At 41.3% G+C, this 23,998-nt stretch carries 20 protein-coding genes; 10 read left to right on the top strand and 10 right to left on the bottom strand.

Annotation, left to right across the window (positions count from 1 at the left end):
* Nucleotides 1–74: 74 nt before the first annotated feature.
* Both KO511_RS10310 and KO511_RS10305 read left to right on the top strand, forming a co-directional pair.
* On the top strand, nt 75–815 hold the full coding sequence (locus tag KO511_RS10310; RefSeq protein ID WP_215987355.1) for an ABC transporter permease: 741 nt from the start codon (nt 75–77) through the stop codon (nt 813–815).
* A 3-nt stretch (nt 816–818) separates the two neighbouring features.
* Nucleotides 819–1,496, top strand: a complete 678-nt coding sequence (locus tag KO511_RS10305; protein WP_215987354.1) for an ABC transporter permease — start codon at nt 819–821, stop codon at nt 1,494–1,496.
* A gap of 46 nt (nt 1,497–1,542) precedes the next feature.
* On the opposite strand, the gene KO511_RS10300 is transcribed toward KO511_RS10305, so the two are convergent.
* From KO511_RS10300 to KO511_RS10270, 7 genes are all read right to left on the bottom strand, one after another.
* Entirely contained in the window at nt 1,543–3,225 is a 1,683-nt protein-coding gene (locus tag KO511_RS10300; RefSeq protein ID WP_215987353.1) for an aspartate:alanine antiporter, read from the bottom strand.
* A gap of 179 nt (nt 3,226–3,404) precedes the next feature.
* Nucleotides 3,405–3,671 (bottom strand): GrxA family glutaredoxin, encoded by a 267-nt coding sequence (locus tag KO511_RS10295; protein WP_215987352.1) that lies wholly within the window; start codon nt 3,669–3,671, stop codon nt 3,405–3,407.
* A gap of 201 nt (nt 3,672–3,872) precedes the next feature.
* Nucleotides 3,873–4,727 (bottom strand): MurR/RpiR family transcriptional regulator, encoded by an 855-nt coding sequence (locus tag KO511_RS10290; protein WP_215987351.1) that lies wholly within the window; start codon nt 4,725–4,727, stop codon nt 3,873–3,875.
* A 274-nt stretch (nt 4,728–5,001) separates the two neighbouring features.
* Nucleotides 5,002–6,648 carry a pyridoxal-dependent aspartate 1-decarboxylase PanP gene (gene panP / locus KO511_RS10285; RefSeq protein ID WP_215987350.1) on the bottom strand — a complete coding sequence of 549 codons (1,647 nt, stop codon included), beginning with the start codon at nt 6,646–6,648 and terminating at the stop codon, nt 5,002–5,004.
* A gap of 140 nt (nt 6,649–6,788) precedes the next feature.
* On the bottom strand, nt 6,789–7,304 hold the full coding sequence (locus KO511_RS10280) for a hypothetical protein (protein ID WP_215987349.1): 516 nt from the start codon (nt 7,302–7,304) through the stop codon (nt 6,789–6,791).
* Nucleotides 7,305–7,405: 101 nt separating this feature from the next.
* Nucleotides 7,406–8,320: a lysine exporter LysO family protein gene (locus tag KO511_RS10275; RefSeq protein ID WP_215987348.1), complete on the bottom strand. Its 915-nt coding sequence runs from the start codon at nt 8,318–8,320 to the stop codon at nt 7,406–7,408.
* Nucleotides 8,321–8,348: 28 nt separating this feature from the next.
* Entirely contained in the window at nt 8,349–9,269 is a 921-nt protein-coding gene (locus tag KO511_RS10270) for an HDOD domain-containing protein (protein WP_215987347.1), read from the bottom strand.
* Between the two features lie 345 nt (nt 9,270–9,614).
* Between KO511_RS10270 and KO511_RS10265 the strand changes: the two genes are divergently transcribed.
* Nucleotides 9,615–10,202 (top strand): TfoX/Sxy family DNA transformation protein, encoded by a 588-nt coding sequence (locus tag KO511_RS10265; protein WP_215987346.1) that lies wholly within the window; start codon nt 9,615–9,617, stop codon nt 10,200–10,202.
* Nucleotides 10,203–10,250: 48 nt separating this feature from the next.
* On the opposite strand, the gene KO511_RS10260 is transcribed toward KO511_RS10265, so the two are convergent.
* Nucleotides 10,251–10,805: a hypothetical protein gene (locus tag KO511_RS10260; RefSeq protein ID WP_215987345.1), complete on the bottom strand. Its 555-nt coding sequence runs from the start codon at nt 10,803–10,805 to the stop codon at nt 10,251–10,253.
* A gap of 447 nt (nt 10,806–11,252) precedes the next feature.
* Between KO511_RS10260 and KO511_RS10255 the strand changes: the two genes are divergently transcribed.
* Both KO511_RS10255 and serC read left to right on the top strand, forming a co-directional pair.
* The gene (locus KO511_RS10255; protein WP_215987344.1) at nt 11,253–12,521 is read left to right on the top strand and encodes a DUF945 family protein; all 1,269 of its coding nucleotides are present in this window, start codon (nt 11,253–11,255) and stop codon (nt 12,519–12,521) included.
* Nucleotides 12,522–12,645: 124 nt separating this feature from the next.
* The gene (gene serC, locus KO511_RS10250; protein ID WP_215987343.1) at nt 12,646–13,728 is read left to right on the top strand and encodes a 3-phosphoserine/phosphohydroxythreonine transaminase; all 1,083 of its coding nucleotides are present in this window, start codon (nt 12,646–12,648) and stop codon (nt 13,726–13,728) included.
* 71 nt (nt 13,729–13,799) lie between these two features.
* Here serC and KO511_RS10245 read toward each other — a convergent pair whose 3' ends face one another.
* On the bottom strand, nt 13,800–16,061 hold the full coding sequence (locus KO511_RS10245; RefSeq protein ID WP_215987342.1) for a YgiQ family radical SAM protein: 2,262 nt from the start codon (nt 16,059–16,061) through the stop codon (nt 13,800–13,802).
* 193 nt (nt 16,062–16,254) lie between these two features.
* Between KO511_RS10245 and KO511_RS10240 the strand changes: the two genes are divergently transcribed.
* The 3 genes from KO511_RS10240 (at nt 16,255) to KO511_RS10230 (ending at nt 19,811) form a co-directional block, all read left to right on the top strand.
* Entirely contained in the window at nt 16,255–18,717 is a 2,463-nt protein-coding gene (locus KO511_RS10240; RefSeq protein ID WP_215987341.1) for an EAL domain-containing protein, read from the top strand.
* Between the two features lie 144 nt (nt 18,718–18,861).
* Entirely contained in the window at nt 18,862–19,542 is a 681-nt protein-coding gene (locus KO511_RS10235; RefSeq protein ID WP_215987340.1) for a hypothetical protein, read from the top strand.
* 68 nt (nt 19,543–19,610) lie between these two features.
* Nucleotides 19,611–19,811, top strand: coding sequence for a DUF4250 domain-containing protein (locus tag KO511_RS10230; protein ID WP_215987339.1), 201 nt, complete (start codon nt 19,611–19,613; stop codon nt 19,809–19,811).
* Between the two features lie 29 nt (nt 19,812–19,840).
* Here the strand turns inward: KO511_RS10230 and metR are convergent, their stop codons facing one another.
* On the bottom strand, nt 19,841–20,752 hold the full coding sequence (metR, locus tag KO511_RS10225; RefSeq protein ID WP_215987338.1) for an HTH-type transcriptional regulator MetR: 912 nt from the start codon (nt 20,750–20,752) through the stop codon (nt 19,841–19,843).
* Nucleotides 20,753–21,073: 321 nt separating this feature from the next.
* On the opposite strand from metR, the gene metE reads away from it, so the two are divergent.
* The gene (metE, locus tag KO511_RS10220) at nt 21,074–23,356 is read left to right on the top strand and encodes a 5-methyltetrahydropteroyltriglutamate--homocysteine S-methyltransferase (protein ID WP_215987337.1); all 2,283 of its coding nucleotides are present in this window, start codon (nt 21,074–21,076) and stop codon (nt 23,354–23,356) included.
* A 169-nt stretch (nt 23,357–23,525) separates the two neighbouring features.
* Complete coding sequence (locus tag KO511_RS10215; protein ID WP_215987336.1) at nt 23,526–23,984, top strand: MarR family winged helix-turn-helix transcriptional regulator; 459 nt, start codon at nt 23,526–23,528, stop codon at nt 23,982–23,984.
* Nucleotides 23,985–23,998: the final 14 nt, after the last annotated feature.

Here is a 23,998-nt window from a genome sequence, read left to right as displayed (position 1 = left end):
TTGTTGAAGTTGTTCTATTTATAGCTGAGATAAGTACTTTCTAACCACATACCTTAGGGCTTAGGAACTCACCTATGTTGGATTTACAAGGATACGAAGCTTCTATATTAAAAGGGGCTATCGTCACTATAGAAGTTGCATTGTTTTCTTTACTACTTGCTATGGTTTTGGGGATGTTGGGGGCATTGGCAAAGATGGCTCCTTACCGTTGGGCACGAGCGATTGCAACTCTTTATACCACAGTCATCCGTGGTATCCCTGATCTCGTTTTAATGATGCTAATATTCTTCGGTGGGCAGATTCTACTCAATAACAGCTTATATTCGGTTAATGAATGGTTAAATGAGTGGTTTGCTGCGAGTGATCCAAATCACGAGTGGACATCGTACCTACCTGATTATGTTGACGTTAGCCCGTTTATCGCCGGAGTACTTACAATAGGGTTTATATTTGGCGCTTATATGGCTGAAACATTTCGAGGAGCCATTATGGCTGTCGATAGAGGAGAATTAGAGGCAGCAAAAGCCTATGGTATGAGCTCATCTCTCGCTTTTCGTCGTATATTACTGCCACAAATGATCCGCCATGCACTACCTGGTTTTGGAAATAATTGGTTAGTACTACTCAAGACAACAGCGCTGGTATCCATCATTGGTCTTGAAGATATGGTTCGTATTAGTGCGTTGGCAGCAGGCTCGACCAAAATGCCATTTACCTTTTACATGACAGTAGCAGCTATATTTCTTTTCTTCACTAGCGTATCGACTGGTTTACTCAAGCTTGTAGAGCGCAAATTTAGTATTCATGCGAGGTAAAAGATGGACTTGTCATTGATAATAGAAAGTTTGCCAATCTACCTTGCGGGGCTGTGGACTACAACTTGGCTAGTTGCACTTTCACTGATTATTGGTTTGCTTGTAGCGATTCCGTTAGGTATAGCTCGAAATAGTATACATTATGCTGCGAAGGGGCCTAGCTGGGCATTTATCTATTTCTTTCGTGGTACACCGCTCTTAGTTCAACTCTACCTTATTTATTATGGCATGGACCAATTTTTCCCAGTTAAAGATACGTTGTGGGAAAACGCGTGGTTTTGCGCGCTTGTGGCTTTTGTTCTTAACACATCGGCTTATACTGCAGAAATTATCCGAGGTGCGATAAATGGATTACCTAAAGGTGAGGTTGAAGCTGCAAAGGCATATGGCATGAGCACATTCATGACATATCGGCGTATTATTCTTCCAAGTGCTCTACGACGTGCTTTACCAGCATACAGTAACGAAGTTATTTTTATGCTCCATGGAAGTGCAGTTGCAGGCATTGTAACTATAATGGATTTAACTGGCGCGGCTCGCTTAGTTAACTCCCGCTACTATGCACCATTTGAGTCATTCTTGACTGCGGGGGTATTCTATATGTCGCTAACGTTCATTATTATTTGGTGCTTCAAACAGGCAGAAAAACGCTTTTTGGCTTATCTAAGACCACTAAGCTAGCTCAAAAAAGGCTTCTTCAATGAAGCCTTTTCTCTATCAGATAGGTTCAACTCAAAATAATGAGTACAGTACCTGCTAAGGTCATCAGTATATTTGCGATGGCATAGGTACCTGCGTAACCAAGAGCTGGGATAGTTGACTTGGTATAGTCGTTAACAATATCCATTGCAGGTGCACAAGTTCTAGCACCAATAATTGCGCCAAACAATAATGCTCGATTCATTTTAAGTATGTAAGCACCAACAAGATATGCAAGTGCAACAGGAACGACGCTGACCAAGAAAGAAAGCCCAATCACCTGTGGCCCAAATTCTGCGAGGTGTTCAAACATTTTTCCACCAGCACTTAGGCCAATACCCACCATGAAAAACATCAAACCTAAGTCTTTGACCATGTTTAAGGCACCTTGAGGTACGTAACCAAAAGTTGGGTGATTAGCACGTAAAAAGCCTAACAAAATTCCAGATATCAACAAGCCTACAGCATTACCTAAGCCAAACGAAACCTGACCAAAAGTCATGGTAATAAGGCCGAACATAATCCCGAGAATAAAGAAGCTACAAAATGCTAGCAGATCGGCCATTTGGCTATGAATGGATATAAACCCGATCTTTTTTGCCAATCCATGTACACGACTTTTCTCACCACTAACCTGAAGAACGTCACCTTTAGCGAGTACAATATCGAGATCCATTGGCATTTCTATTTGCGCTCGAACTACTCGATTAAGAAAACAACCGTATTCGGATAAATTCAGATCAGATAGACGTTTGCCGGCCATGGCATCACTCTTCACGACGATTTCTTCTTCTACGATTCGTAAATCAAGTAGGTTGCGATCGAATACTTCTTTACCATGGCGAAAGCTCGGGTCTAGCCGAGCGTGGCTATCGGGAAAACCGAGCAGTGCGATTTCATCACCTTGCTGCAAAATAGCGTCTCCATCCGGATGAGCAAGAATACCATTGCGGCGAATACGCTCGATATAGCAACCTGTTTGGCGGTAAATACCTAACTCGCGGAGATTTTTGCCATCTATCCAATCGATGAGTTCTTGTCCCACACGGTAAGCACGAATGATTGGCAAATAGACTTTACGTTGGCCGTTACTTCCTAGTCCTCTTTCTTGGGCGATTTGTTGAGCGGAGTCAGATAAGTTTTGCTTTTGCAGCTTGGGCAATAATTTAGCAAAAGCAATCATACTTATTAAGCCTACAAGGTAGGCCATAGCGTATCCTACGGATAGATTTTCAATCACTTCAGAAAAATCCATAGCATGTGGTGTTGTGGCAAGGCCAGAATTGAGTGCGTCTTGCGCACCGACTAAAACAGGTGTGGCGGTTAAAGCGCCTGCCATCATTCCAGCCGCTAATCCGAAGTCAAGACCTAGGTTGTGACTGGCAAAATAAGTAATAAAGATAGCACTGGATAATACCACCATACTTAGGATGAAATAGTGTTTACCATCTCTAAAAAAGATACCGAAAAAGTTGGGACCAGCTTCTATGCCCACACAATAAATAAATAGCATGAAGCCAACGGTCAATGCATCCGCATTAAATGTAAACCCTAGGTGACCCATAACTAATGAAGTCACTAAAACACCAATTGAATTGCCGAGTTGGAAGTTGCCGAATCGAATTTTTCCTATGGCTAAGCCAATCGCAAGGGCAACAAAAATTAATAGGATAGGGTTTTGTTCAAGCAGATTTAAAACGTTGATGTTCACGGGGCAGCTCTTACTTCAGTGCCATAGAATAAGTGAGCAAATTGTAACTTAATGTGGGGAAATGATAAGTGCTAAATTATATAATTGACGATTTACTGACTTGTGCCATATATTTTTTAATACGATTAAATAACAGGCACAAAAAAGCCGCTATCAGGAGCGGCTCAATAAATTTGTGATTATGCGTCAAAAAGGCCTAAATGCTCTTTTGCATACGCTTCAAATTCATCACAGCCACCGATATGATTCTCATCAATGAAAATTTGTGGAACCGTTTCTACTGGTTTACCAACCGTTTTTTCTAGATCAGCTTTTGAAATGCCTTCTGCATGAATATCCACATAACGGTAGTTGAAGTCATCACGCTTGGCTTTTAATGTTTCCGCGTGTTCTTTTGCACGAACACAGTAAGGGCAAGCTGGACGACCAAAGATAACTACGAACATATTGTGATTCTCCTTTATTCTGATTGCCGCCACTATGCCCGAATCGCACTGGAAAATAAAGTGGCATTTATCTTTTGCTTTAATAGGTCAAAGCTATCCCTTTCGATTTGGTTATTCTTTAACTCCCACGTTATTCAAATGGAGTTAATAGGGGTAATTGTGTCAATATATGAGAGAAAAAGAGCGCGTATGCGCTCTTGGTTAGAATTGAGAAAGCTTATCGTAGCGTGAATCCTTGAGTGCTTCTTTCACTCGTTTTAGATTGTCCCTAAAGCCGGAACCACGTCTTAAGGTAAAGCCTGTTGCCAAGACATCAATCACAGTCATTTGTACGACACGACTTGCCATCGGCATGTATACATCGGTGTCTTCAGGCACGTCTAAAGAAATAGAGAGCGAACTGGCTTGATCGAGAGGAGACTCTTTTGCTGTAATAGCAATGACGGTTGCCCCATTTTCACGAGCAAGATTGGCAATTTCAACTAGGCTTTTGGTCCGGCCAGTATGAGATATCAGCACAATAACATCATTGTCTGTACAGTTTATACAGCTCATGCGCTGCATAACGATATCATCAAAACAAGTGATAGGGATATTAAAGCGAATAAACTTATTTTGTGCATCGCGTGCAACTGCTGATGATGCGCCTAGACCGAAGAACGAAATGCGTTTAGCTTGGGTAAGCAGATCAACGGCTCGATTAATTTGCATAGAATCCAAGCTATTTTTCGCAACATCCAAACACGCCATAGTAGACTCAAAAATTTTATGTGTGTACGCGTCCGGACCATCATCTTCCTCAACATTGCGATTCACATAAGGCGTACCATTGGCAAGGCTTTGTGCTAGATGAAGTTTAAAATCAGGGAAGCCTTTAGTGTCTAATCGACGACAAAAACGGTTAACGGTTGGTTCACTGACATCTGCCATTTTAGCCAGCGTTGCGATACTAGAATGTATGGCAGTCTGAGGTGATGCCATAATGACTTCAGCAACTTTACGTTCAGATTTGCTGAAGTTTTCTAGATTTTTTTGGACTTTTTCTAATGTATTCATAGTGTTCACAAAGGTATAGAGAACAACTCGCTGGATAGACCTGCTCGTTGATAGGCCATAGTCACCTAAGGGTAATTCCTATCCAGCGCCATGGGCTCCAGTATAAACCCAAGCCAAAGGTTTATTGTAATATTTACACCTTTCGAGAGGTGTAAACATGACAAGCCTCAAACTAAATCGGACCAAAGCGCCTTTCGCGATAGCTATTGGTAAAAATTCGTTCGATTTGAGGCAATTAATGGTCGGCAAATTACAAGTGTACAGAAAGAAGTTTTCAACTTTCCACGATAGTGTGCCCTGCGGCTAGTATTTTTGCCATCAAGTTAGGAGCTTGGCTGGCTATCGCTCTTTGCTCTTCTATTACTGAGCTTAGAATATCGTGCCCAGTTAAAGGATTAGCAAGTACAACACGAAAGACAATAGTATCGAGTCTGTCCCATTGTTGAGGGTTTAGGCGTGTTCTAGAAACAAAAGACTTGCCCGTTTCTCGTTGGCGCTTTTGAATAAACTGGGTCAATTCATTGATTAGCCCATTGAGGTGCACTTTTTGTTCATGGTCAGCAATGTCTAGCGCTTTACGGACTTTTTCGGGAATATAGCGATAAGTGAGTAAGCAAAGCTCTGGTTCAGATACCAGCTCGAAGTCGTCTTGTTGCTTAATCAATTCGGCGAAATATCTTGCCTTATCAATACTTTGATCAATCAGTAATTCATAACCAGGTCGACTAATGATGTGCATTGCAGCGTACACCAGCATTGCCATACCTGAACGTGATCCTTCTAAGGTATGGCTACCCAGATCTTTTGAGCCTTTACGTAGGATATATTGAGCATGATGCTCTATTGATTTCATTGCTTCAGGGTTTTTGAAAAGTACCATGCCAGCACCCATTGGAACATAGAGCTGCTTGTGGGCATCAATGGTGACTGAATCTGCTTTTTCTATACCATTCAATAGATTACGGTAGTTATTCGACATTAATGTGGCGCCACCCCAAGCTGCATCTACATGAAAGTGGCAGTCGTGTTCGCTACATATTTCGGCCATTTCTAATAGTGGGTCGACAGATCCCGTTTCTGTTGTACCTGCAACACCCACAACGGCAAAGGGTTTGATGTTTTTCTGTTTGAGCTCAACGATTTTTTCAATTAAGGCTTGGGGGCAAATACGGTTATTTGAATCGGTTTTAACCGCTACCAGACCTTGTTGCCCTATTCCGAGAATATCGGCGGATTTTGTCAACGAATAATGTCCTCTCTCAGAAACCAGAATGGCTAGACCCTGATAGCCATAGTGTTGCATCGCTTGGTAAAGTCCTTCTTTCTCAACACCTTTGAATTTACCTTGCGCTTTTAAAGCGCTGTTTCTTGCTACCCATAAAGCGGTAATATTTGCAATCGTTCCACCAGAACAAAAAGCGCCTAGTGAATGCTGCGCACTGTGCATCCATTTTGAATAGAAGTGGTCATCTTGGTTGTACACTAACCGGTGTAGCATACCTAATACTTGGCGCTCTAATGGTGTAAAAGCTTTGGAAGTTTCAATCTTCACCAAGTTTTGATTCAGCGCGATCATGATTTTTGATAGCGGCATTAAAAAATAGGGTAGTGCTGACGTCATATGGCCGATAAAGCTTGGCGCAGATGTATGGACAGAATGAGATACTAAGGTATCTAGAAGGTGTTGAGTATGTTCAGAAACAAATTCAGGTATTTCAGGAATGGATGCAGAAGAGAAGTCTTTTTCAATTTCTTTGAGCGGTTTTTCTTCAGCAACAATATGCTCACGCAAAAACTGGTTAAGGTTTTGTGAGAGGCTTTCTTCAATTTTTGTAAGTGTGGAGTCTGGTCCTTCAGGGACGGTAAATATTCGCAGTAGGGTGTCGAAGCTTACATCAGCCTTTCTATGTGTGGTTATCATACAACTACTTTGCTCTAATCATTGTTGTTGCAGCGCGTAAATCTAAACGAAAACGGGCGCAAAGTCCCGTTTAATTTTCTGATACTCGATATCAATGTGTGGACGATCACTACTGAGAAAAAATCTCAATAGTGATTGGGTTAGGTCTCACATGAAAGGCTTTCTAGATCTTTAATTGCTGTGTTGTAACGTTTAAGCGCAACATCAATTTTGGTTGGATGGCTGAGTAAGTCAGCGAATGCTGAGCGAAGATCGTAGTTTTTATCATGGGGTTTGGACTGGCGGTCGCTAAACGTTACTTGTGCGAGCCGACCTAATTCATCACTGCGAGTGGACAAGGTTTTAATATCTTTTTGTTCAAGTTGAAGCCAAGCCTCAACGGGCTGATTCGTGGCGATCTTTGAAGGGTCGTTTTCTAAATAGTATTGGACTGCCGCTCGATTCAGTTCAAAATGATTTTTTCGACCTTCTAAAAACCATTCGCTAACTTCCTTCAGATCTGGGTACTGCTCAGAAGTCAGTTTGGCTAAATCTTCGTACCAATGAAGAGAAGCATCAATATAAGCATTGTATTTTTTGGACAAACATGCATTGTCAGCAGCAGTAACCATAGTGGAGGTTGCGCTTAACAGCAATGCAATCAGTAAACGTGTCATAATGATTCCTTTGAAGAACATTTATTATAAAGCCACTGAATGTGAATTATTAAATTGTATAACATGGCTGAGTTATTAATATAATGAACTGAAATATAAAATCATGCGATCTGCTCTGCAAGAGAGACAAAGACCAGCATCAATATAGGTACCAAAAGGCTTAATATGAATCCGCTGACTATAGCAATTGGTACGCAACGCACCCCTCCAGTACTTTGAATAACCGGAAGTGTAAAATCCATCGCAGTCGCTCCAGCATACCCAATGGCCACACTGGGTCTTGAATGTATAATCAGAGGAATCATAACTAAGGCAACAAGTTCTCTTACTAGTTCAATCATAAACGATGCTCCGCCAAAAATTGGCCCAAAGGCGTCACCCATAAGAATTCCAGAAAGAGAATACCAACCGAAACCACAAGACATAGCGATAGCTTGGTAAAGATTAATATCGAGAATTCTGGCTGCAATAACTCCTCCGATTAAGGATGTAGTAATGATGGTTGTTGCGATTACCATACCTTGCTTGTTGAGTAATATCTGACGTAGAGATAAGCCGCTGTTGCGCAATTGTATGCCGATAAGGAACAGTAATATGAACAAGACTGACTCGCTGGCTATATCGACCCAATTGAGCTCTAACGGTAGTTGCGTGCCCGCTAATAGCCCGACACCGACGAATAATATAAGCTTCATAGACTCCAAAGCCATACTAGACAGGGGAAGTTTGGTTCGTTTGCCATCAATCTCAATCGGGAACAGTTTATCTACCAATGGAAGTGCCCCTAAGTTACTGACACTAATACAAGTTGAGAATACGACAACATACTTAAGTATAAGTTGTAGGTTCTGACCAAGGTTATCAAGTGCCGCAAGGCTTAATCCCATTAAGGTCAAGATAACATATATTAGATATGAGGTGGTTTTGTTAATCTTGGATAGAATGGATGGGTTGGTACTAGGAATCAAATACCCCGCAAAGAGCGGGGCAATAATAAAAAGCATTCCGGAAAACATGATACTCCTGAGTTATAATTTGTATTCGTTAGAGCCCGCTGGCGCTAATGAGCTGATTGATTTTTGTGTTGAACTCAATATCACTCAAATTACTCAGTTTGTACAGTATGTCAGCTCCTGCTACGTCAAATTCGACAGTATGTTCATCTATTTTATCATCTTGACGACGGAACAGTAAAATGTGATTTGCTATACGTGCGATGTCAAGATAACTGACATTCACATCCTTTGATTGGATTACTTGGTTACTTGCGACTTCAAGAAAATCATGATCAAAGCCCCATTGCTTTAATACTAGCTCACTAGCACTGGTACATAAGTTATCAAATACCTGAAATGCAATTTCTTCGTTTAAGTAGTTACCTTTTTCCAGATAAGCATGGTACTCACTAACGATACAAAATAAGCCAATGTCAGCTAGCAATCCTGTCAGCAAAGCCTTATCAGTTTCAAGGTTGTCATATCTAGCTGGGTCAATTTCTTTGAAGCCTTTAACCACCATAACCATAGTTGCGGCTAGTTCTCTGGAAGTATGGGCACTATTTATTAGAATTTGGTTACAGTCACGACTCAAATTCACTGAATGTTTTAATTGTTCAATCGCTTGAGCTGTAACAATATCACGAACCCTTAAGATACCGAGGCGGGAAACTGCAGTTACTATGTCTGTACAAGTGATATTACGACGGTTAAATATCACCGAGTTTGCTACCCTAATCACGATGGCGGCAAGACTTGGATCTTCAAATAAGCAGTCAGCAACATCAAACACAGTTGTACAATCTCGAGTGCAGAGCCTTTGTATTTTCAATACGACATCAGGAATTGGTGGTAAAGTGATTTTACCTAATGTTATTGCGTGTTTAATTAAAACACTAAATTCAGATTCAATGCCTTTAACGAGGAGATCATTGTTTTCTGGGAGCCAGAAAAAAGATAGATGGTTCATTCTTGATTAGCTATATGTAATACCCAATACATTTTACCTGCCTTAGTAATCAATATGCAAATCATTGATATAACATATGGATTGGCGTATGTGTATATTGGTGTTGACTTTACTTGGGTTGCGACTTTATGTGATTTCAATCGCGCTTTGGAACGAATATAAGCTGATTAATATAAGCTGTGCATAGATTTATTTTTTATCGTTAACTACCATTTACTGACTTGAAGTCAGTGTACAAAACAAATCATAATTTATAGTGGTACTGACACAGGCTATATTTTTCGCTTACAGCTGCTGCTATCTGGTGATCGTCAATAATCGGGGTTTTCTGGGTTAGAAGGATCAATGGATATGACAGAGCAAAAATTTATCTCGTACGTTAATAAGTTTGGTAGTTTCCAAAAGCGCTCAATGTTTGGGGGGTTAGGCCTTTTCAGACATGATGCAATGTTTGCCTTAATCAGTTCTGGGCAGGTGTTTATTCGAGGCGGTGAGCAACTTGATAGACAACTCACGCAACTAGGCTGTACCAAATATCGCCATATCAAGAAGCATACGACAGCAACGGTAAACTATTATGATGTCACGCGTCTTTTTGTTTCGCGTAATGCAATGCTTGACGATATTGTGCAGCAATCAATTCAATTTTCAATCTCTCAGCGTGATCATAAAAAATCGTCGGCCAGCCGTCGTCTGCGTGACCTACCGAACATGCAGCTCACACTGGAACGTATGGTGAAAAAATCCGGTATTGGTGATGTAGATACTTTTGTTGAGCTAGGTGCACCGAAAGTATTTTCAAAAGTAAAGGCGACATACGGAAACGATGTAGACGTTAAGCTACTATGGAAGTTCGCAGGTGCGATAGATGGTGTGCATTGGAAGTTAATTCAAGAACCCCGCAAGCGGCAGCTACTTGCAAGTTGTATATAAATTGATGAGGAGAACGACAAGCCGAGTTTGTACTCGGCTTGTTAGTAATTAGAATTTAAAACGAGTTGTGAACATTAATTGGTCACCATAGAAATCGTTGATTCTGACTTCGCCACCGATAGAAAAGAGTTCTGTTGCATGGAAACGAGCATAAGCAGAGCCAATCCAATCGTCATTGTCATCAATATTTACATAGCCGGCTTTACCACCAACCTCGAGTTGAGGTCCTAGCCATTGGCGAACTCCTAGATTTAATTCCATGCCAGTGTCGGTACCTTTGCCATCTTTTCCACCAAAATCCACTACACGGAAAAGCATTTCACCTGTGAAATCTGCCCAATTGTTAATTGGAGCATGAAAGCCAAAGCCTGCTGCAGCATCGTAATCACCTTCGAACTCAGAATCAATACGGCCAATAACATGAGCATTCGGATGGATAGACTTACTGACAGCTGTGCCGAAAGTCACTGGGCTTGCGCCGATACGAGCTTCTAAGTAATCGTAACTAAAGTTACTCATTACGGCGGGGCTGTTTGGGTCTGTCTCTGCAAGAGCTTGACCAGATGCTAGCACAATGGCAGCAGCTAAGATTGTATTACGCATATGAAAGAAAAACCTTTTCTTGTTAATTTCCTCGGTCTATTGCGACTGAGCACTGTCATACCATAACATCATAATGCATTCTCGTAGTGCGACACCACTAAAATGTCATTGTTTTGTCGCTATTTCTGTCAACATGCAAAACCCACACCAAAATCAATTTTAAAAAGAGACCTATTACACATATTAATACCCATTTGTATTTTGTATGTTTAAGGAGCTAGGCAATACATAATTGCGTAACTTATGCTGACTTAATTGTTGATTATATAGTGGGCTGAAAAAACCTTGCCTCGAATTGACCAAGCTTTAGATAGTTTGCACTAAACTGGTATCATTGATACCAAATAAGAGGTTGTGAGCCTTTTAATTTGGCTTTAAGCCAATACTCTGATTTAACAGAGTGTTTTTTGGTGTAAACTGCAATAAATACATGAGTAAAGATAAAACATGCATCAATTGAAAAAATATGGCGCTATTGGTGGCGCGATTGCATTAGTACTATGCTGGCCTTTGGCTGTTGGTCAAATTGGGCAAAATGTTATTGAGGATGGGGTTGCTCATTTAAATAATGAATCTATCAAGGCTGAGGTTGTCTCCTATGATCGAGGTTATCTATCTTCTGAAGTAACAACTCGTTACACGGTGGTAGACCCAATTCTAGCAAAGGAGTTAGAATTGGATGGTTTGCCAACAGAGTTCGTCGTAAATAGCCACGTTACTCATGGGCTATTAAGTTTGCAGGCAGAGTCGACTTTAGAGGATAGAGAACGCTTTCCGTTGGCACTGACTACGGTTACTCAGCTTAATGGCAACACGGACTATTCACTTGAGCTGGGTAATTGGCATCAATCTTCAGAGGGAGACGATGCTGCGATGATATCTGTCACTTCCTCAACTCTCAAAGGGCATCTGACTGTGCTCGGGGAAGTGAGCTATGACTTAAATATTCCTTCGATCGAAATCGACTTTAACTCTGGTGAAAAAATGCTGATATCAGAAGTTAAAGGCTCGGGAAGTGGCCGAAAGCAGGATAATTTTTGGTTAGGTGAGCAAGAAATAAGTATTACTGACGTAAAAGTTTCTGATGCGCAGCAGTCTTCCTTGTTTACGATGGAAGATGCTAAGTATCAGTTTTCTTCATCACTTGATGACGCGTCTTCGCGTGTCGACAGTCAGCATGTGGTAAATATCTCTAAATTGCACATGCCGGAAGGTAAAATCGAGAATGTTGAGCTTGATCTGGAGTTTGGAGGTTTCGACAGTAGCTCATTTAACCATCTAATTAGTCTTTATCAAAATAGTCCGGTATTAGCACCCGAAGATATTCAAGAAGCAATGCCTTATGTTGATATTCTATTTGATAAAGGATTCTACCTTTCATTGAATAAGATGACGATGACATTGGGTGATAACGGTGAGTTTAACAGTGTTGGAAAAGTGACCGTTCCGGTAGGTACAAATGATATTACTAAAAACCCCGCTAAGCTTTTACCTGCTCTAACAGGTGACCTTGATACCTTCTTTTCTAATGGCCTTGTGGAGCAATATCCATTTATTAAGCAAGGCGTTGATGAAGCATTAGTTCAAGAGTTTATCTTCCAGAAAGAGGAAGGGTATCAGCTTAAAGCTCAGTTGAAAGATGGCAACATAGTGTTTGAGAGCGGTCAAAAAATTCCTTTAATAGCTTTATTGTTCCCCGCAGTTACTCAGCCTTAATCATCTACTTTGTGTTGTTTCATGAGAAAAGAGGTTGTAAGACCTCTTTTCTTGCTTTTTATACATCGAAAAACATGGTATTAATCCCCTAAACCTTTTTGAAGTATAAGCAAGGAATTTGGGAATGGAGAATGTATATAACTTTAGTGCTGGCCCAGCAGGTCTGCCTAGAGAAGTCATGCAAACAGCGCAAGCAGAATTCATTGAATGGAATGGGCTTGGAACTTCAGTGATGGAAATTAGTCATCGTAGTAAAGAGTTTATTAAAGTGGCTGAGGAAGCAGAACAGGATCTTCGGGACTTACTTTGTATACCAGACAACTACAAAGTTCTATTCTGTCAAGGCGGCGCTCGCGCACAATTTGCTGCTGTTCCTCTTAACTTGCTTGGAAGTGCTAAAAAAGCCACTTACATAGATGCAGGTTATTGGGCCCAGAGCGCAGTAAAAGAAGCTGGAAAATACTGTGTTGTGGACGTGTTTGAGGCGAAAACAACAAAAGACGGTAATGTGGCGGTTATTAATCCATCGGATTGGAAGATAGATCCTCAGTCTGCCTATGTCCATTTCTGCCCAAATGAAACGATTGATGGGATTGAAATATCGGATCTTCCTGACACACATCTCCCTATTGTTGCTGATATGTCTTCTAACATACTTTCACGTAAGATAGATGTTTCACAATATGGTGTCATTTACGCTGGTGCTCAGAAAAACATAGGCCCAGCTGGGATTTGTATTGCCATTGTTCGTGATGATTTGCTTGATTTGGCTCATGATCTTTTACCAAGTTTTATTAGCTATAAGGTTTTAGCGGAAAAGGACTCAATGTTTAATACCCCACCAACTTTTGCTTGGTATCTATCAGGCTTAGTCTTCAAATGGCTGAAAGAGCAGGGTGGAATAGAGGTTATTGAGCAAAGAAACGTTGAGAAAGCTAGGGTCTTGTATGACTATATCGACAGTTCTGAATTTTACGCAAATGGTGTGCATACTCAGAACCGCTCTCGCATGAATGTACCTTTCCAGCTTGCGAAACCTGAATTAGATGAACTTTTCCTCATTCAAGCATCAGAAAGAGGTCTCGTTTCGCTTAAAGGGCATAGGGCAGTAGGAGGAATGCGCGCATCAATTTATAATGCGATGCCGCTAGAGGGAGTGAAAGCACTGGTAGAATTCATGCAAGAATTTGCTGCTGACAACGCTTAACCCCCCCTACCTATGAAAAAGAGCATTAGATTGTTGTATCAAGTGCTCTTTAATGTATAGGCATCTATATTTTAGTGGTATTTCTTGCTGCGTTTTGCCTGGTGATTGCCCTTGGCGTTAGCATCAGACTTGGTGTTTGCATTGTTTTTACTAGATTTATTGGTGCTTTTAGTACCAAGTTTGCGCTTAACATTACTCTCTTTACCATGCATTTTTTCAAAACCAGGTTGGCTTTTTGTATGTTTGGTAGCGAAACGGTTTGCGCCATGCCTGCCAGATTTTCTTCGCTGAGCTGGAGTTAATGCCTGTACGTCTTCTTCGGGGACGAGGCAGCTAGTTTTATCACCAATCAAGTGCTTCTTACCCATGTGAATGAGTGCTTCACGGATGATGGGCCAATTTGCTGGATCATGGTAGCGCAGTAAAGCTTTGTGTAAACGACGTTGGCGCTCACCTTTCGCGACAGGAACGTCCTCACGTTGTTTGTATTTCACTCGTTTGAGTGGGTTTGTTTCTGAGTAATACATAGATGTTGCATTACACATAGGCGATGGATAAAAGTTTTGTACCTGATCGCACTCAAAGTCATTTTTCTTAAGCCATAGAGCTAGATTAAGCATATCTTCATCTTCAGTGCCTGGATGCGCTGAAATAAAGTAAGGGATAAGATATTGTTTTTTCCCTGCTTCTGCGCTGTATTTTTCAAACATCTCTTTGAACTTGTCATAAGTGCCCATCCCAGGCTTCATCATTAAATTAAGTGGTCCTTTCTCTGTATGCTCTGGAGCGATTTTAAGGTATCCCCCGACATGATGGGTCACAAGCTCTTTAACATATTCAGGAGACTCGATCGCCAAGTCATAGCGAACACCAGACGCAATCATCACCTTCTTGATACCTTTGACTTTACGTGCTGCACGATAAAGGTCGATAGTATGTTGGTGATCTGTGTTGAGTTTGTTACAAATTCCGGGGAAGACACAAGATGGTCGTCGACAATTTGCCTCAGCTTTAGGGTCACTACAACCTAGGCGGTACATGTTAGCTGTTGGACCGCCAAGATCTGAAATTGTGCCAGTAAAGCCAGGTACTTTATCTCTGATTTGTTCCAGCTCATTGAGGATGGACTCTTGTGAGCGATTTTGAATTATGCGCCCTTCATGTTCAGTAATTGAGCAAAAAGAACAGCCCCCAAAACAGCCACGCATGATATTTACGGATGTTTTTATCATGTCGTATGCAGGAATTTTCGCTTTTCCGTACTGAGGGTGAGGGGTTCTTGCGTAAGGAAGGCCAAATACATAATCCATTTCTGCCGTTGAGAGAGGAATAGGTGCTTGATTTACCCACAATTCACGATCGCCATGACGCTGTATTAAAGCGCGGCCAGAATAAGGGTTAGTTTCTAAGTGCATAATACGACTGGCATGAGCATAGAGAATCCGATCGTTATTCAACTTCTCAAAATTTGGAATGCGGACGGCTGTAGTTGCTGCATCATGGCGTGAAGGCCGGATCGTGATTGGTTTTGCTTGTTGGTTTTGTTCTTTAGCTTTGGTTTCGCATTGCTCTTCCACCACATAGGGATTTGGCGGAACAAATGCTTCTTTGCGAGGTTTTTCAATGCGTGAAGAATCAATGATCTTATAGTCTTCAGGTTCAGAAGGTAAGCTGATAACCGTACCACGTATATTGGTCATGCTAGCAATACTCTCACCGTCTGCGAGCTTGTGTGCAACGTCGACTAATGCTCTCTCAGCGTTACCAAATAGCAAAATATCCGCTTTGGCGTCAAATAAAATTGAACGACGAACTTTGTCTGACCAATAATCATAATGAGCAAGACGACGTAAGCTAGCTTCAATGCCACCAAGTACAATTGGAACCCCTTTATAAGCTTCACGACAGCGCTGAGAATAAACAAGAGTGGCTCGATCTGGTCTTTTACCGCCTTCATTATTTGGCGTATAAGCATCATCATGACGCAATTTTCGATCAGCGGTGTAGCGGTTGATCATTGAGTCCATATTGCCAGCGGTGATGCCAAAAAATAGATTGGGTTGCCCCAATTGTGTGAAAGCATCTTTGTTGTGCCATTCAGGTTGTGCGATGATCCCGACTCTAAAACCTTGAGCTTCAAGTAATCGGCCTATGACAGCCATACCAAAGCTTGGGTGGTCAACATAAGCATCTCCCGTGACTATGATGATGTCACAGCTATCCCATCCAAGAGCTTCCATCTCCTTGCGACTGGTCGGTAGGAATGGAGCAGTACCGTAGCATTCCGCCCAGTATTTTTTGTATTCATGGATAGGGGTTGTTTTACCGTACATATGATCATCTCTACTTCAAGGAGCGCGAATTATAGCGACTTGTCTGTTTGCTATCTACCCCAATAAAACGTTGAAGTAAAATGCTTGAAATGGGTAAAAAATATTCAAGCTGCAAACCGCTTAACGAAAATCCTGCCAATATGCGGCTAACATCATATTATCAGTAGGCATCAGCAAAGTAGGACAAGTCAATATGGAGAAAAGTCATTCAGACGTGGTTATATCTGGATCTAAGCAATCATCTCGTTGGCATAAATACAAAAGTTATGTATGGCAGCTTGATCTGGTTAAGCAGGAGTTTAGTTGTGACCCCGAAGCGATGAGTTCACTTTTTGGGCACTCGCAATCGTCGATTGCAGCTAAGAAATTGCTAAAATTATTACCTAAGGCACAGAGGTGTAAAGCTCGTGCTGTGTTCAAATCTGTCATTGCTTCACATAAAACACGCTATTTCCACTGCTGTGTAATGACGCCTAACAGTCTTTTTAGCTATGTAGAATTTAGAATTACAGCAGAAAGCCAATCATTGTTAAAAGGCACGGTGTTACCTTGTTTAGTTATCCCTTCTGGTGTTGTTGCAGCAGAATTATTTTACTCTATATTCGAGAACCAACACCATGGCATATTAGTGACTGATAATAAAACACGTATATTAGCCTGCAATCGTCATTTTGAAAAAACTACGGGGTATGTGTTGGAAGATCTCATTGGTTTAAAAACCAGTGTTTTTAATGCTAAAAAGTTGCATGAAAATTTCTATCAGACTCTATGGGAGAATATCGAGACTGATGGCCACTGGAATGGGGTTATTCTCACTAAAAAAGCGGATGGCACAACATTTCCTCAAGAATTGACCATTCATAGAGTTTCTCCAGGTAATGGAGAATCTTATTTTTTAGGTTTATCAACTGACTTATCTAATCAGTTGCAACGTATCGATGGGCGAGAAGCTGGTGGGGTTGATTTACTGACTCAGCTGCCTGATGCCGAAAATTTTATTAGAAAAATGGAAAGGGAGAATGAAGAAACAGGTGAAAATAATCTTCATATTATGCTTGCTCTCCAGCCACAGTTTCCGGTTATAAATGGGCCTGAAGTAAAACGCCAGTTCGCGAGTTATATTATGGAAAACAAGCTGGTATCCCTTGCAAGCTATGTTGGAGAGGGACGTTTTGCGGTTGTCTTGCGCGCAAACATTACCCAAGAGTATGAAAATATTCGCATCATCAGGCAATCAATTAATGCATTTTTCCACAGCTTTAAACATGCTCAAATACCGGTTGTATTGGCTTTAAAGCACGGTTTAACAGGAGTATCATTGAGTGACTCTAAAGCAGTGGCACCAAAGAAATTACTGTCCCATGCATTACAAGCATTATTAGAACTTCACTTAGAGGAGAATAAACGAGTCGCGTTTTATGACCGACATTTTCACGCACAAGTTGAACGTACCAAAAAATTAGAGATTTGGGCTAATGATGTTATATCGAATGGTCTGGTTGAGGTTTTTTTCCAACCTATAGTCGATATTAAGAAAGGTCGAATTGATAAGTTTGAGGCGCTTTGCCGTTTTCCTCAACACCCAGAGATAAAGGTTTCTACACAAGAAATCATTAGCATTGTTGAAGATATTGATAAAGTCGTTGAGCTTGATGATATTGTTAATCTCAAAGCCATTTCTACCCTAGCAGAATTACAGAGCCTATTTGGTGAGCATGTCGGCTTGTCGGTTAATCGTTCATTCAATTCCACGCAAGACATTAGCACAATATTGAGCCACTCCATTGAACTTATTGAAAAAACAGGTGTGTCAATGGATAGTATGACGATTGAATTTACCGAAAGTGCTTATTTTGAGGGTGATAGATATCAGGAAGCGTTACTCTCCTCAATACGTAAAGCTGGGGTATCAATTGCAGTTGATGATTTTGGTACTGGCTTTGCCTCGTTTGATTATCTAAATAAAAACTATTTTGATGTGCTTAAAATTGATCAGAGCCTAATTAAAGGTATTGGCGTTAAAAACAGACAGTATCATGTGGTTAATACGATTGTTCAGTTGGCACAAAAACTCAAACTTAAAGTGGTTGTCGAAGGGGTAGAAACACAAAATGAATATATGACGTTGCGGGATTTAGGTGTCGATTGTATCCAAGGGTATTTTTTCTCTAAGGCATTATCTATTGATGAACTGAAAAAGGTGAATGAATATTGTGTTTTGCCTGTGATAAATGGGAATGCAGAAAGTACGCATGGAACGATTTTAGATCTGGTTACACCAAATTTGCCGCGTGTTGACCCTGGAGAATCGCTGTCTTTGATTTACAATTATTTTGGTGCACACGATCTCGAAGTATTACCTGTAGTTGAATCTAACCAGTGTGTTGGCTTAATTGATAGGGGAGCGATGAACTTACATATGACACCCAGTATGGGAACTGACCATGAGACCAATAAAGAGCAGAGCATTTGGCAAAAAGCTGCACATCGCATGATGTCTGCTCATCATTCTACTCTAGATTGGCAATTACCTCTTTGTGAAGTTAAGACCTTACTAAGCATGCATCCATTACCATGGGTACTTGTCGATAGCGATTCTCGATTCAAAGGAGTGGTTGAGCAGCGGTTTATTATTGGGCATTTAATCGCAATTTAGCCTAGCACCCAACTTATCACATATAGATAGAAAAGGTTTATGTCTGTACTTTTCTAAAGCGTGAGGAGGATGGCAGTAGCCGTTTGAGTCATATGTTTGCTATTATTCGCTCCCATATACATTAACTACAATTTTTTGGCAGTGATGATTCAGCCTATTATATCCTTTTTTCCACCTATGCTTTTGGGTGCTCAATTAGTATTAACTCTTATTTTGGTGAAAGGGGATATCTGTCCTGGTCAAAGAGGGCGGATTCATAAAGTTTTGCCCGCCATCGCTTTGATGTGGCTTGCTGTCGCCTCACTGAAAATCGAAGCTATGGTGGTTGTATTTGCCATTGCGTATTTCTATTCTCAAGTACAAACGGGGAAAACGCGGGTACAGGGACCGCTTTGGGCTATGCATCTCGCTAATGGCTTAGCCTTCTCTTACGTGGGTATAGTGATAAGCGAACAATTTGATATTGTGACTGCAATCAAGGTGTTTGTTGAAATATTGTTGCTTGGCGCCCTGTTTTCTCACCTTCTCCTCACTGTGGCAAAGACTCGTTTACAAGCCTTTCACCGTATTTTGCCTGTTACTGGAGTAGTATCAGTCATGTTGCTCAGCTTGGTTGTTCTGGTGAAAAGTACCCAGATAAACCAGCAAGTGTTAGTTGATAATACTCAGGCTCTACTGAGCGGTTTTGCATTATTGATTACTTCGGTTCTTATCTGGTGCTGGCATCTTGTGTTTTCTAAGGCAGTACATAAAGTTCAGCTTTGGGTGGCACTTTTTACCCTGTTCGTTGCGATGTTTTTCGTTCAGCGGCTATTCTCTCTTTAGAGTACATTCTCTTCTATTTCTTGCAATTGACGCTACGCTTAAAAAGAGATGGTTAATACGGGCTGGCTATGGACTTAAGTAATGTTACGAGATTAGATAGCAATATTCTACTGGGTATTGTGAACGAAAAGCTTAGGCTTGAATGTGGTAGTTTTGAGGAGCTGGTGGCCATGTATGAGATGGACACAGCCGTGGTGACCCACAAGCTTGATAGTCTTGGCTATCACTATGACCCTTTGACCAATCAATTTAAGTCTTACGATAGATAATACAGGTTAAGCCTTCTTTTAAGCGATTATTAAACCATTTTTATCCCTTCTAAGTGGTGGCTAGATTGCTGTTTGGCAGTGCTATAAAATGCCTGTAAGTAACGTTTATCTTTTTCACATTGACGAGTCGCAGCAAACAATCGACGCCATAATCCCTTGCCCAAAGGTAGGCTACTAATCAGCCCTTGACGGGAAAACTCATGAATGGCCCAATTTGGTAAAGCAGCGACTCCAAGCCCTGCTGAAACCATTTGTACGAGCATCAGAGTATTGTCGGCTTGCTTCCATTTGGCTGGCTCAACTCCAGCAGGTTGAAGGAAGTGCTTGACCACATCGAGGCGATTTTTTTGTACTGGGTAAGAAAGCAAGGTTTCGTTTTTTAGATCTGATGGTTGGACTTGTGTCTGACTTGCCATCGGATGGTTGATAGCGGTAACAAGGCGCATTTCAAAATCAAATAAAGGTTCATAGTGGACTTCTGATCTTGGTTGGATATCTGATGTGATGACTAAATCCAGTTCACCGCTAAGCAATGCTGGAAGTGGCTCAAAACCAAAACCTGATGAAAAGTCGAGTGCTACATTTGGCCATGCTTGTTGGTAATCTCTTAATGCAGGCATCAGCCACTGGAAGCAAGAATGGCATTCAATCGCCATGTGTAATCGCCCATTGGCATCTTCATTGAGACCAGCCAAATCATTTTCAGCTTTAACCAAACGCGGCAAAATTTGATTGGCTAGTTCAAGCAGAATCTCTCCTTCAGAGGTGAATTTAACAGGTTTTGTTTTACGCAGAAAGAGCTGTCCACCGATCCGGGCTTCAAGATCTTTTATCTGGTGAGAAAGTGCGGACTGAGTAAGATGTAACGTGGTCGCAGTCGCGGTTAATGACCCTGTATCTCTCAATGTGGCGAGTGTTTTCAAATGTTTAAATTCAATCATTAGCCTTGTTCAACTGCATCAGTTCAAGATGAATATAACTAATCTACTCTCAAAAAAAAGATGTGTAAACATCTAGACGTCTATTGATGTGTGTTTTTTGTCAGTGTAAGCAGATTCCGAGCTTTTAGAGCCACATGAAATTTTCTAATAAACAAGTTGAATGATTGGAGATTGCCACTGCATCAGATTAGCGCGATAGTTTAGCCATCTAGACGCCTTTTGGTGTTCTACATAAAACAATCTAGGGACGAAACTTTACCGATTAAGTGATATTAAGCGGTATGTCATCCTAAAAAATTAACCTACAGAAGGATTGGTAACATGGCGACGACAACTCATATTTTAGGTTATCCAAGAATTGGTGAACAACGTGAGCTCAAATTTGCGCTTGAAAAATACTGGCGTGGTGATATTGATCAGCAGGAACTAAAATCCGTTGGTTCTGAACTCAGACATAATAATTGGCGCACGCAGTCTGATGCTGAGCTAAGTTATGTGACAGCAGGAGATTTTGCATGGTATGACCATGTGCTAACAACCACTTTATTGCTTGGTCATGTGCCAAAGCGCCATCGTAATGGCTTTCCAGATATAGATACTCTATTTAAGGTAGGGCGAGGCCAATCTAAAATTGATTGCGATTGCAGTGGTTCGGCTGCATCAGATATGACTAAGTGGTTTAACACAAACTATCACTATATCGTCCCTGAGTTTAGTCAAGATGATACGTTTGAAATCAGTTGGCCTCAATTATTTGAAGAGGTTAATGAGGCAATTAAGGCCGGTCATAAGGTAAAACCGGTGTTACTTGGGCCTTTGAGTTATCTGTATTTGGGCAAAGAAGTAGAGGAAGGGTTTGATCGCTTAACGTTATTGCCACGCCTTCTCAAGGCTTACCAAACCATTTTGTCTAAGTTGGCAGGACAAGGAGTGGAGTGGGTTCAGATAGACGAACCGATTTTATCACTTGAGCTCGAAAAACCTTGGCTAGAATCTTTTAAATTGGCCTATCAAGTGATTCGTAGTGATGTAAAAGTACTTTTAACGACGTACTTTGATTCATTGGAAGACTCACTAGAAAACATCATTGAACTTGATATTGATGGTATACATATTGATTTATCTGCAGCGCCACAACAGCTTAACAAGCTGGTGTCTAAGCTTCCTCAGACGTGGGTATTGTCAGCGGGAGTTGTGAATGGGCGTAACGTCTGGCGAGCTGATCTTTCAGCACAATTAGAGCTGCTGAAGTCAGTGAAAGATCAATTAGGTGATAGATTGTGGGTCGCAAGTTCTTGCTCTTTGCTTCATTCACCGGTTGATCTTGATCTTGAGTCTGAACTTTCTGAAGAAGTCCGTAGCTGGTTCGCATTTGCAAAGCAGAAAGTATCTGAAGTGGCGCTGTTGGGTAAAGCATTAGATGGCGATCAACAAGCTATCGAGGCCTGCGATACCTACAGCGCCCCAGTTAAAGCGAGAAAAACTGCCACGCATGTGAACAAACCTCAGGTTCAAAAACGCCTTAGCCAGATCACTAAAGCGCAAACTGAGCGAAGTGCTCCCTATGAACAACGTGCGCTTGCCCAAAGCAAATCGCTCGATTTACCGCTGTTTCCGACTACAACCATAGGATCTTTTCCCCAAACGAGTGAAATTCGAGTACAACGTAATGCTTATCGCATTGGCCAACTCTCGCAATCAGATTACACCTTTTTGTTACAGGGTCACATAAGGGAGGCAGTGAAACGCCAAGAAAAATTGGACTTGGACGTATTAGTTCATGGTGAAGCTGAACGAAATGATATGGTGGAATATTTCTCAGAAAACTTAGCAGGCTTTCAAACCACAAAGTTTGGTTGGGTTCAAAGTTATGGCTCACGTTGCGTTAAACCGGCAATTGTAGTGGCTGATATTGAACGAGAAAAGCCGATTACTGTTGAATGGACCAAATACGCTCAGTCACTAACGTCCAAGAAGATGAAAGGCATGCTTACAGGCCCAGTCACTATCTTGTGCTGGACTTTCCCCCGAGAAGATATTAGCCGCAAAGAGATCGCTAACCAGTTAGCATGTGCACTTCGTGATGAGGTTGAGGATTTACAAGCAGCGAGTATCCACATCATTCAAATTGATGAGCCGGCTATTCGTGAAGGTTTACCCCTTAAAAAAAGTGATCATGCTGAATATTTGGATTGGGCGGTAGATGCGTTTAAGATTTCTGCAGCAGGGGCGAACCCAGAAACTCAGATACATACTCATATGTGTTATTCCGAATTCAATGAAATTATTGGATCTGTCGCAGCGTTAGATGCAGATGTCATCACTATTGAAACGTCCCGTTCTAATATGGAGTTACTGAAAGCGTTTGAAGAATTTGACTATCCTAATGAAATTGGCCCTGGAGTGTACGATATTCACTCGCCCAATATCCCAAGTAAAGCGTGGATAGAAGGCCTTATCAACAAAGCGGCAGAGAAGATCCCAGCTAAACGTTTATGGGTCAACCCTGATTGTGGCCTTAAGACCAGAAACTGGGCTGAAACCGAAGCGTCATTGAGTAACATGGTGTCAGCGGCGAAGAAGCTACGTGTGGAATATTCATAAAGTTTAATCTGTCGATTAGACTAAATGCCGGCCAGAAGGTCGGCATTTGACGTTTAGGAAACGCAATGACATTTTTAAGTTAGCAATTTAATTACTTGCAACCCTACATCGAAGATTTATTATAATACAATTATATTGTGCGCAATTTAACAAATGTAAAAGAGCCGTTATGAATAACACTCAAAAATCCAGACAACAGGCGGAAAACCCTATGCTTCTTCTTAGTGATCAGGTTTGCTTTCCACTGTATAGCGCAGCAAATTCAGTCACTCGTGCCTATCGCCCTTTGCTGGAAAGCTTAGATCTGACGTATTCACAGTACTTGGTGATGTTGCTGTTGTGGGAAAAGGACGGTGCCAGCGTTAAAGATCTCGGCACTCGACTGTATCTTGACTCTGGGACATTAACGCCATTATTGAAAAGGCTAGAAAGCAAAGGATTTGTTGTTAGGCAGAGAAGTGAAGAAGATGAAAGAGTGCGAGTTCTTAATTTGACAGAACAAGGTAGAGCTCTTCAACAAGCAGCGAAATCCGTACCTGGTAATATGTTATGCAAGATTGATCTTGAAGTGGATGAACTAGCTTCCCTAAAACGCTTGTGTGACAAGGTGTTATCTAACCTCACATAGATTAACTCCAGTTA

Origin of the sequence: Vibrio hepatarius, from assembly GCF_018860525.1 — a bacterium.
GTDB classification, from domain to species: Bacteria; Pseudomonadota; Gammaproteobacteria; order Enterobacterales; family Vibrionaceae; genus Vibrio; species Vibrio hepatarius_B.
The sequence above is the reverse complement of the archived record's forward strand: the minus strand, read 5'-3'. Positions and strand labels throughout refer to the sequence as shown.

Coding starts and splice junctions, on each gene's coding strand:
- KO511_RS10255 (WP_215987344.1), top strand. CDS start 11,253: ATGCATCAATTGAAAAAATATGGCGCTATTGGTGGCGCGATTGCATTA.
- metR (WP_215987338.1), bottom strand. CDS start 20,752: ATGATTGAATTTAAACATTTGAAAACACTCGCCACATTGAGAGATACA.
- KO511_RS10295 (WP_215987352.1), bottom strand. CDS start 3,671: ATGTTCGTAGTTATCTTTGGTCGTCCAGCTTGCCCTTACTGTGTTCGT.
- KO511_RS10305 (WP_215987354.1), top strand. CDS start 819: ATGGACTTGTCATTGATAATAGAAAGTTTGCCAATCTACCTTGCGGGG.
- KO511_RS10280 (WP_215987349.1), bottom strand. CDS start 7,304: ATGACACGTTTACTGATTGCATTGCTGTTAAGCGCAACCTCCACTATG.
- KO511_RS10265 (WP_215987346.1), top strand. CDS start 9,615: ATGGATATGACAGAGCAAAAATTTATCTCGTACGTTAATAAGTTTGGT.
- KO511_RS10310 (WP_215987355.1), top strand. CDS start 75: ATGTTGGATTTACAAGGATACGAAGCTTCTATATTAAAAGGGGCTATC.
- KO511_RS10275 (WP_215987348.1), bottom strand. CDS start 8,320: ATGTTTTCCGGAATGCTTTTTATTATTGCCCCGCTCTTTGCGGGGTAT.
- KO511_RS10230 (WP_215987339.1), top strand. CDS start 19,611: ATGGACTTAAGTAATGTTACGAGATTAGATAGCAATATTCTACTGGGT.
- KO511_RS10215 (WP_215987336.1), top strand. CDS start 23,526: ATGAATAACACTCAAAAATCCAGACAACAGGCGGAAAACCCTATGCTT.
- KO511_RS10290 (WP_215987351.1), bottom strand. CDS start 4,727: ATGAATACATTAGAAAAAGTCCAAAAAAATCTAGAAAACTTCAGCAAA.
- metE (WP_215987337.1), top strand. CDS start 21,074: ATGGCGACGACAACTCATATTTTAGGTTATCCAAGAATTGGTGAACAA.
- KO511_RS10235 (WP_215987340.1), top strand. CDS start 18,862: ATGATTCAGCCTATTATATCCTTTTTTCCACCTATGCTTTTGGGTGCT.
- panP (WP_215987350.1), bottom strand. CDS start 6,648: ATGATAACCACACATAGAAAGGCTGATGTAAGCTTCGACACCCTACTG.
- serC (WP_215987343.1), top strand. CDS start 12,646: ATGGAGAATGTATATAACTTTAGTGCTGGCCCAGCAGGTCTGCCTAGA.
- KO511_RS10245 (WP_215987342.1), bottom strand. CDS start 16,061: ATGTACGGTAAAACAACCCCTATCCATGAATACAAAAAATACTGGGCG.
- KO511_RS10240 (WP_215987341.1), top strand. CDS start 16,255: ATGGAGAAAAGTCATTCAGACGTGGTTATATCTGGATCTAAGCAATCA.
- KO511_RS10260 (WP_215987345.1), bottom strand. CDS start 10,805: ATGCGTAATACAATCTTAGCTGCTGCCATTGTGCTAGCATCTGGTCAA.
- KO511_RS10270 (WP_215987347.1), bottom strand. CDS start 9,269: ATGAACCATCTATCTTTTTTCTGGCTCCCAGAAAACAATGATCTCCTC.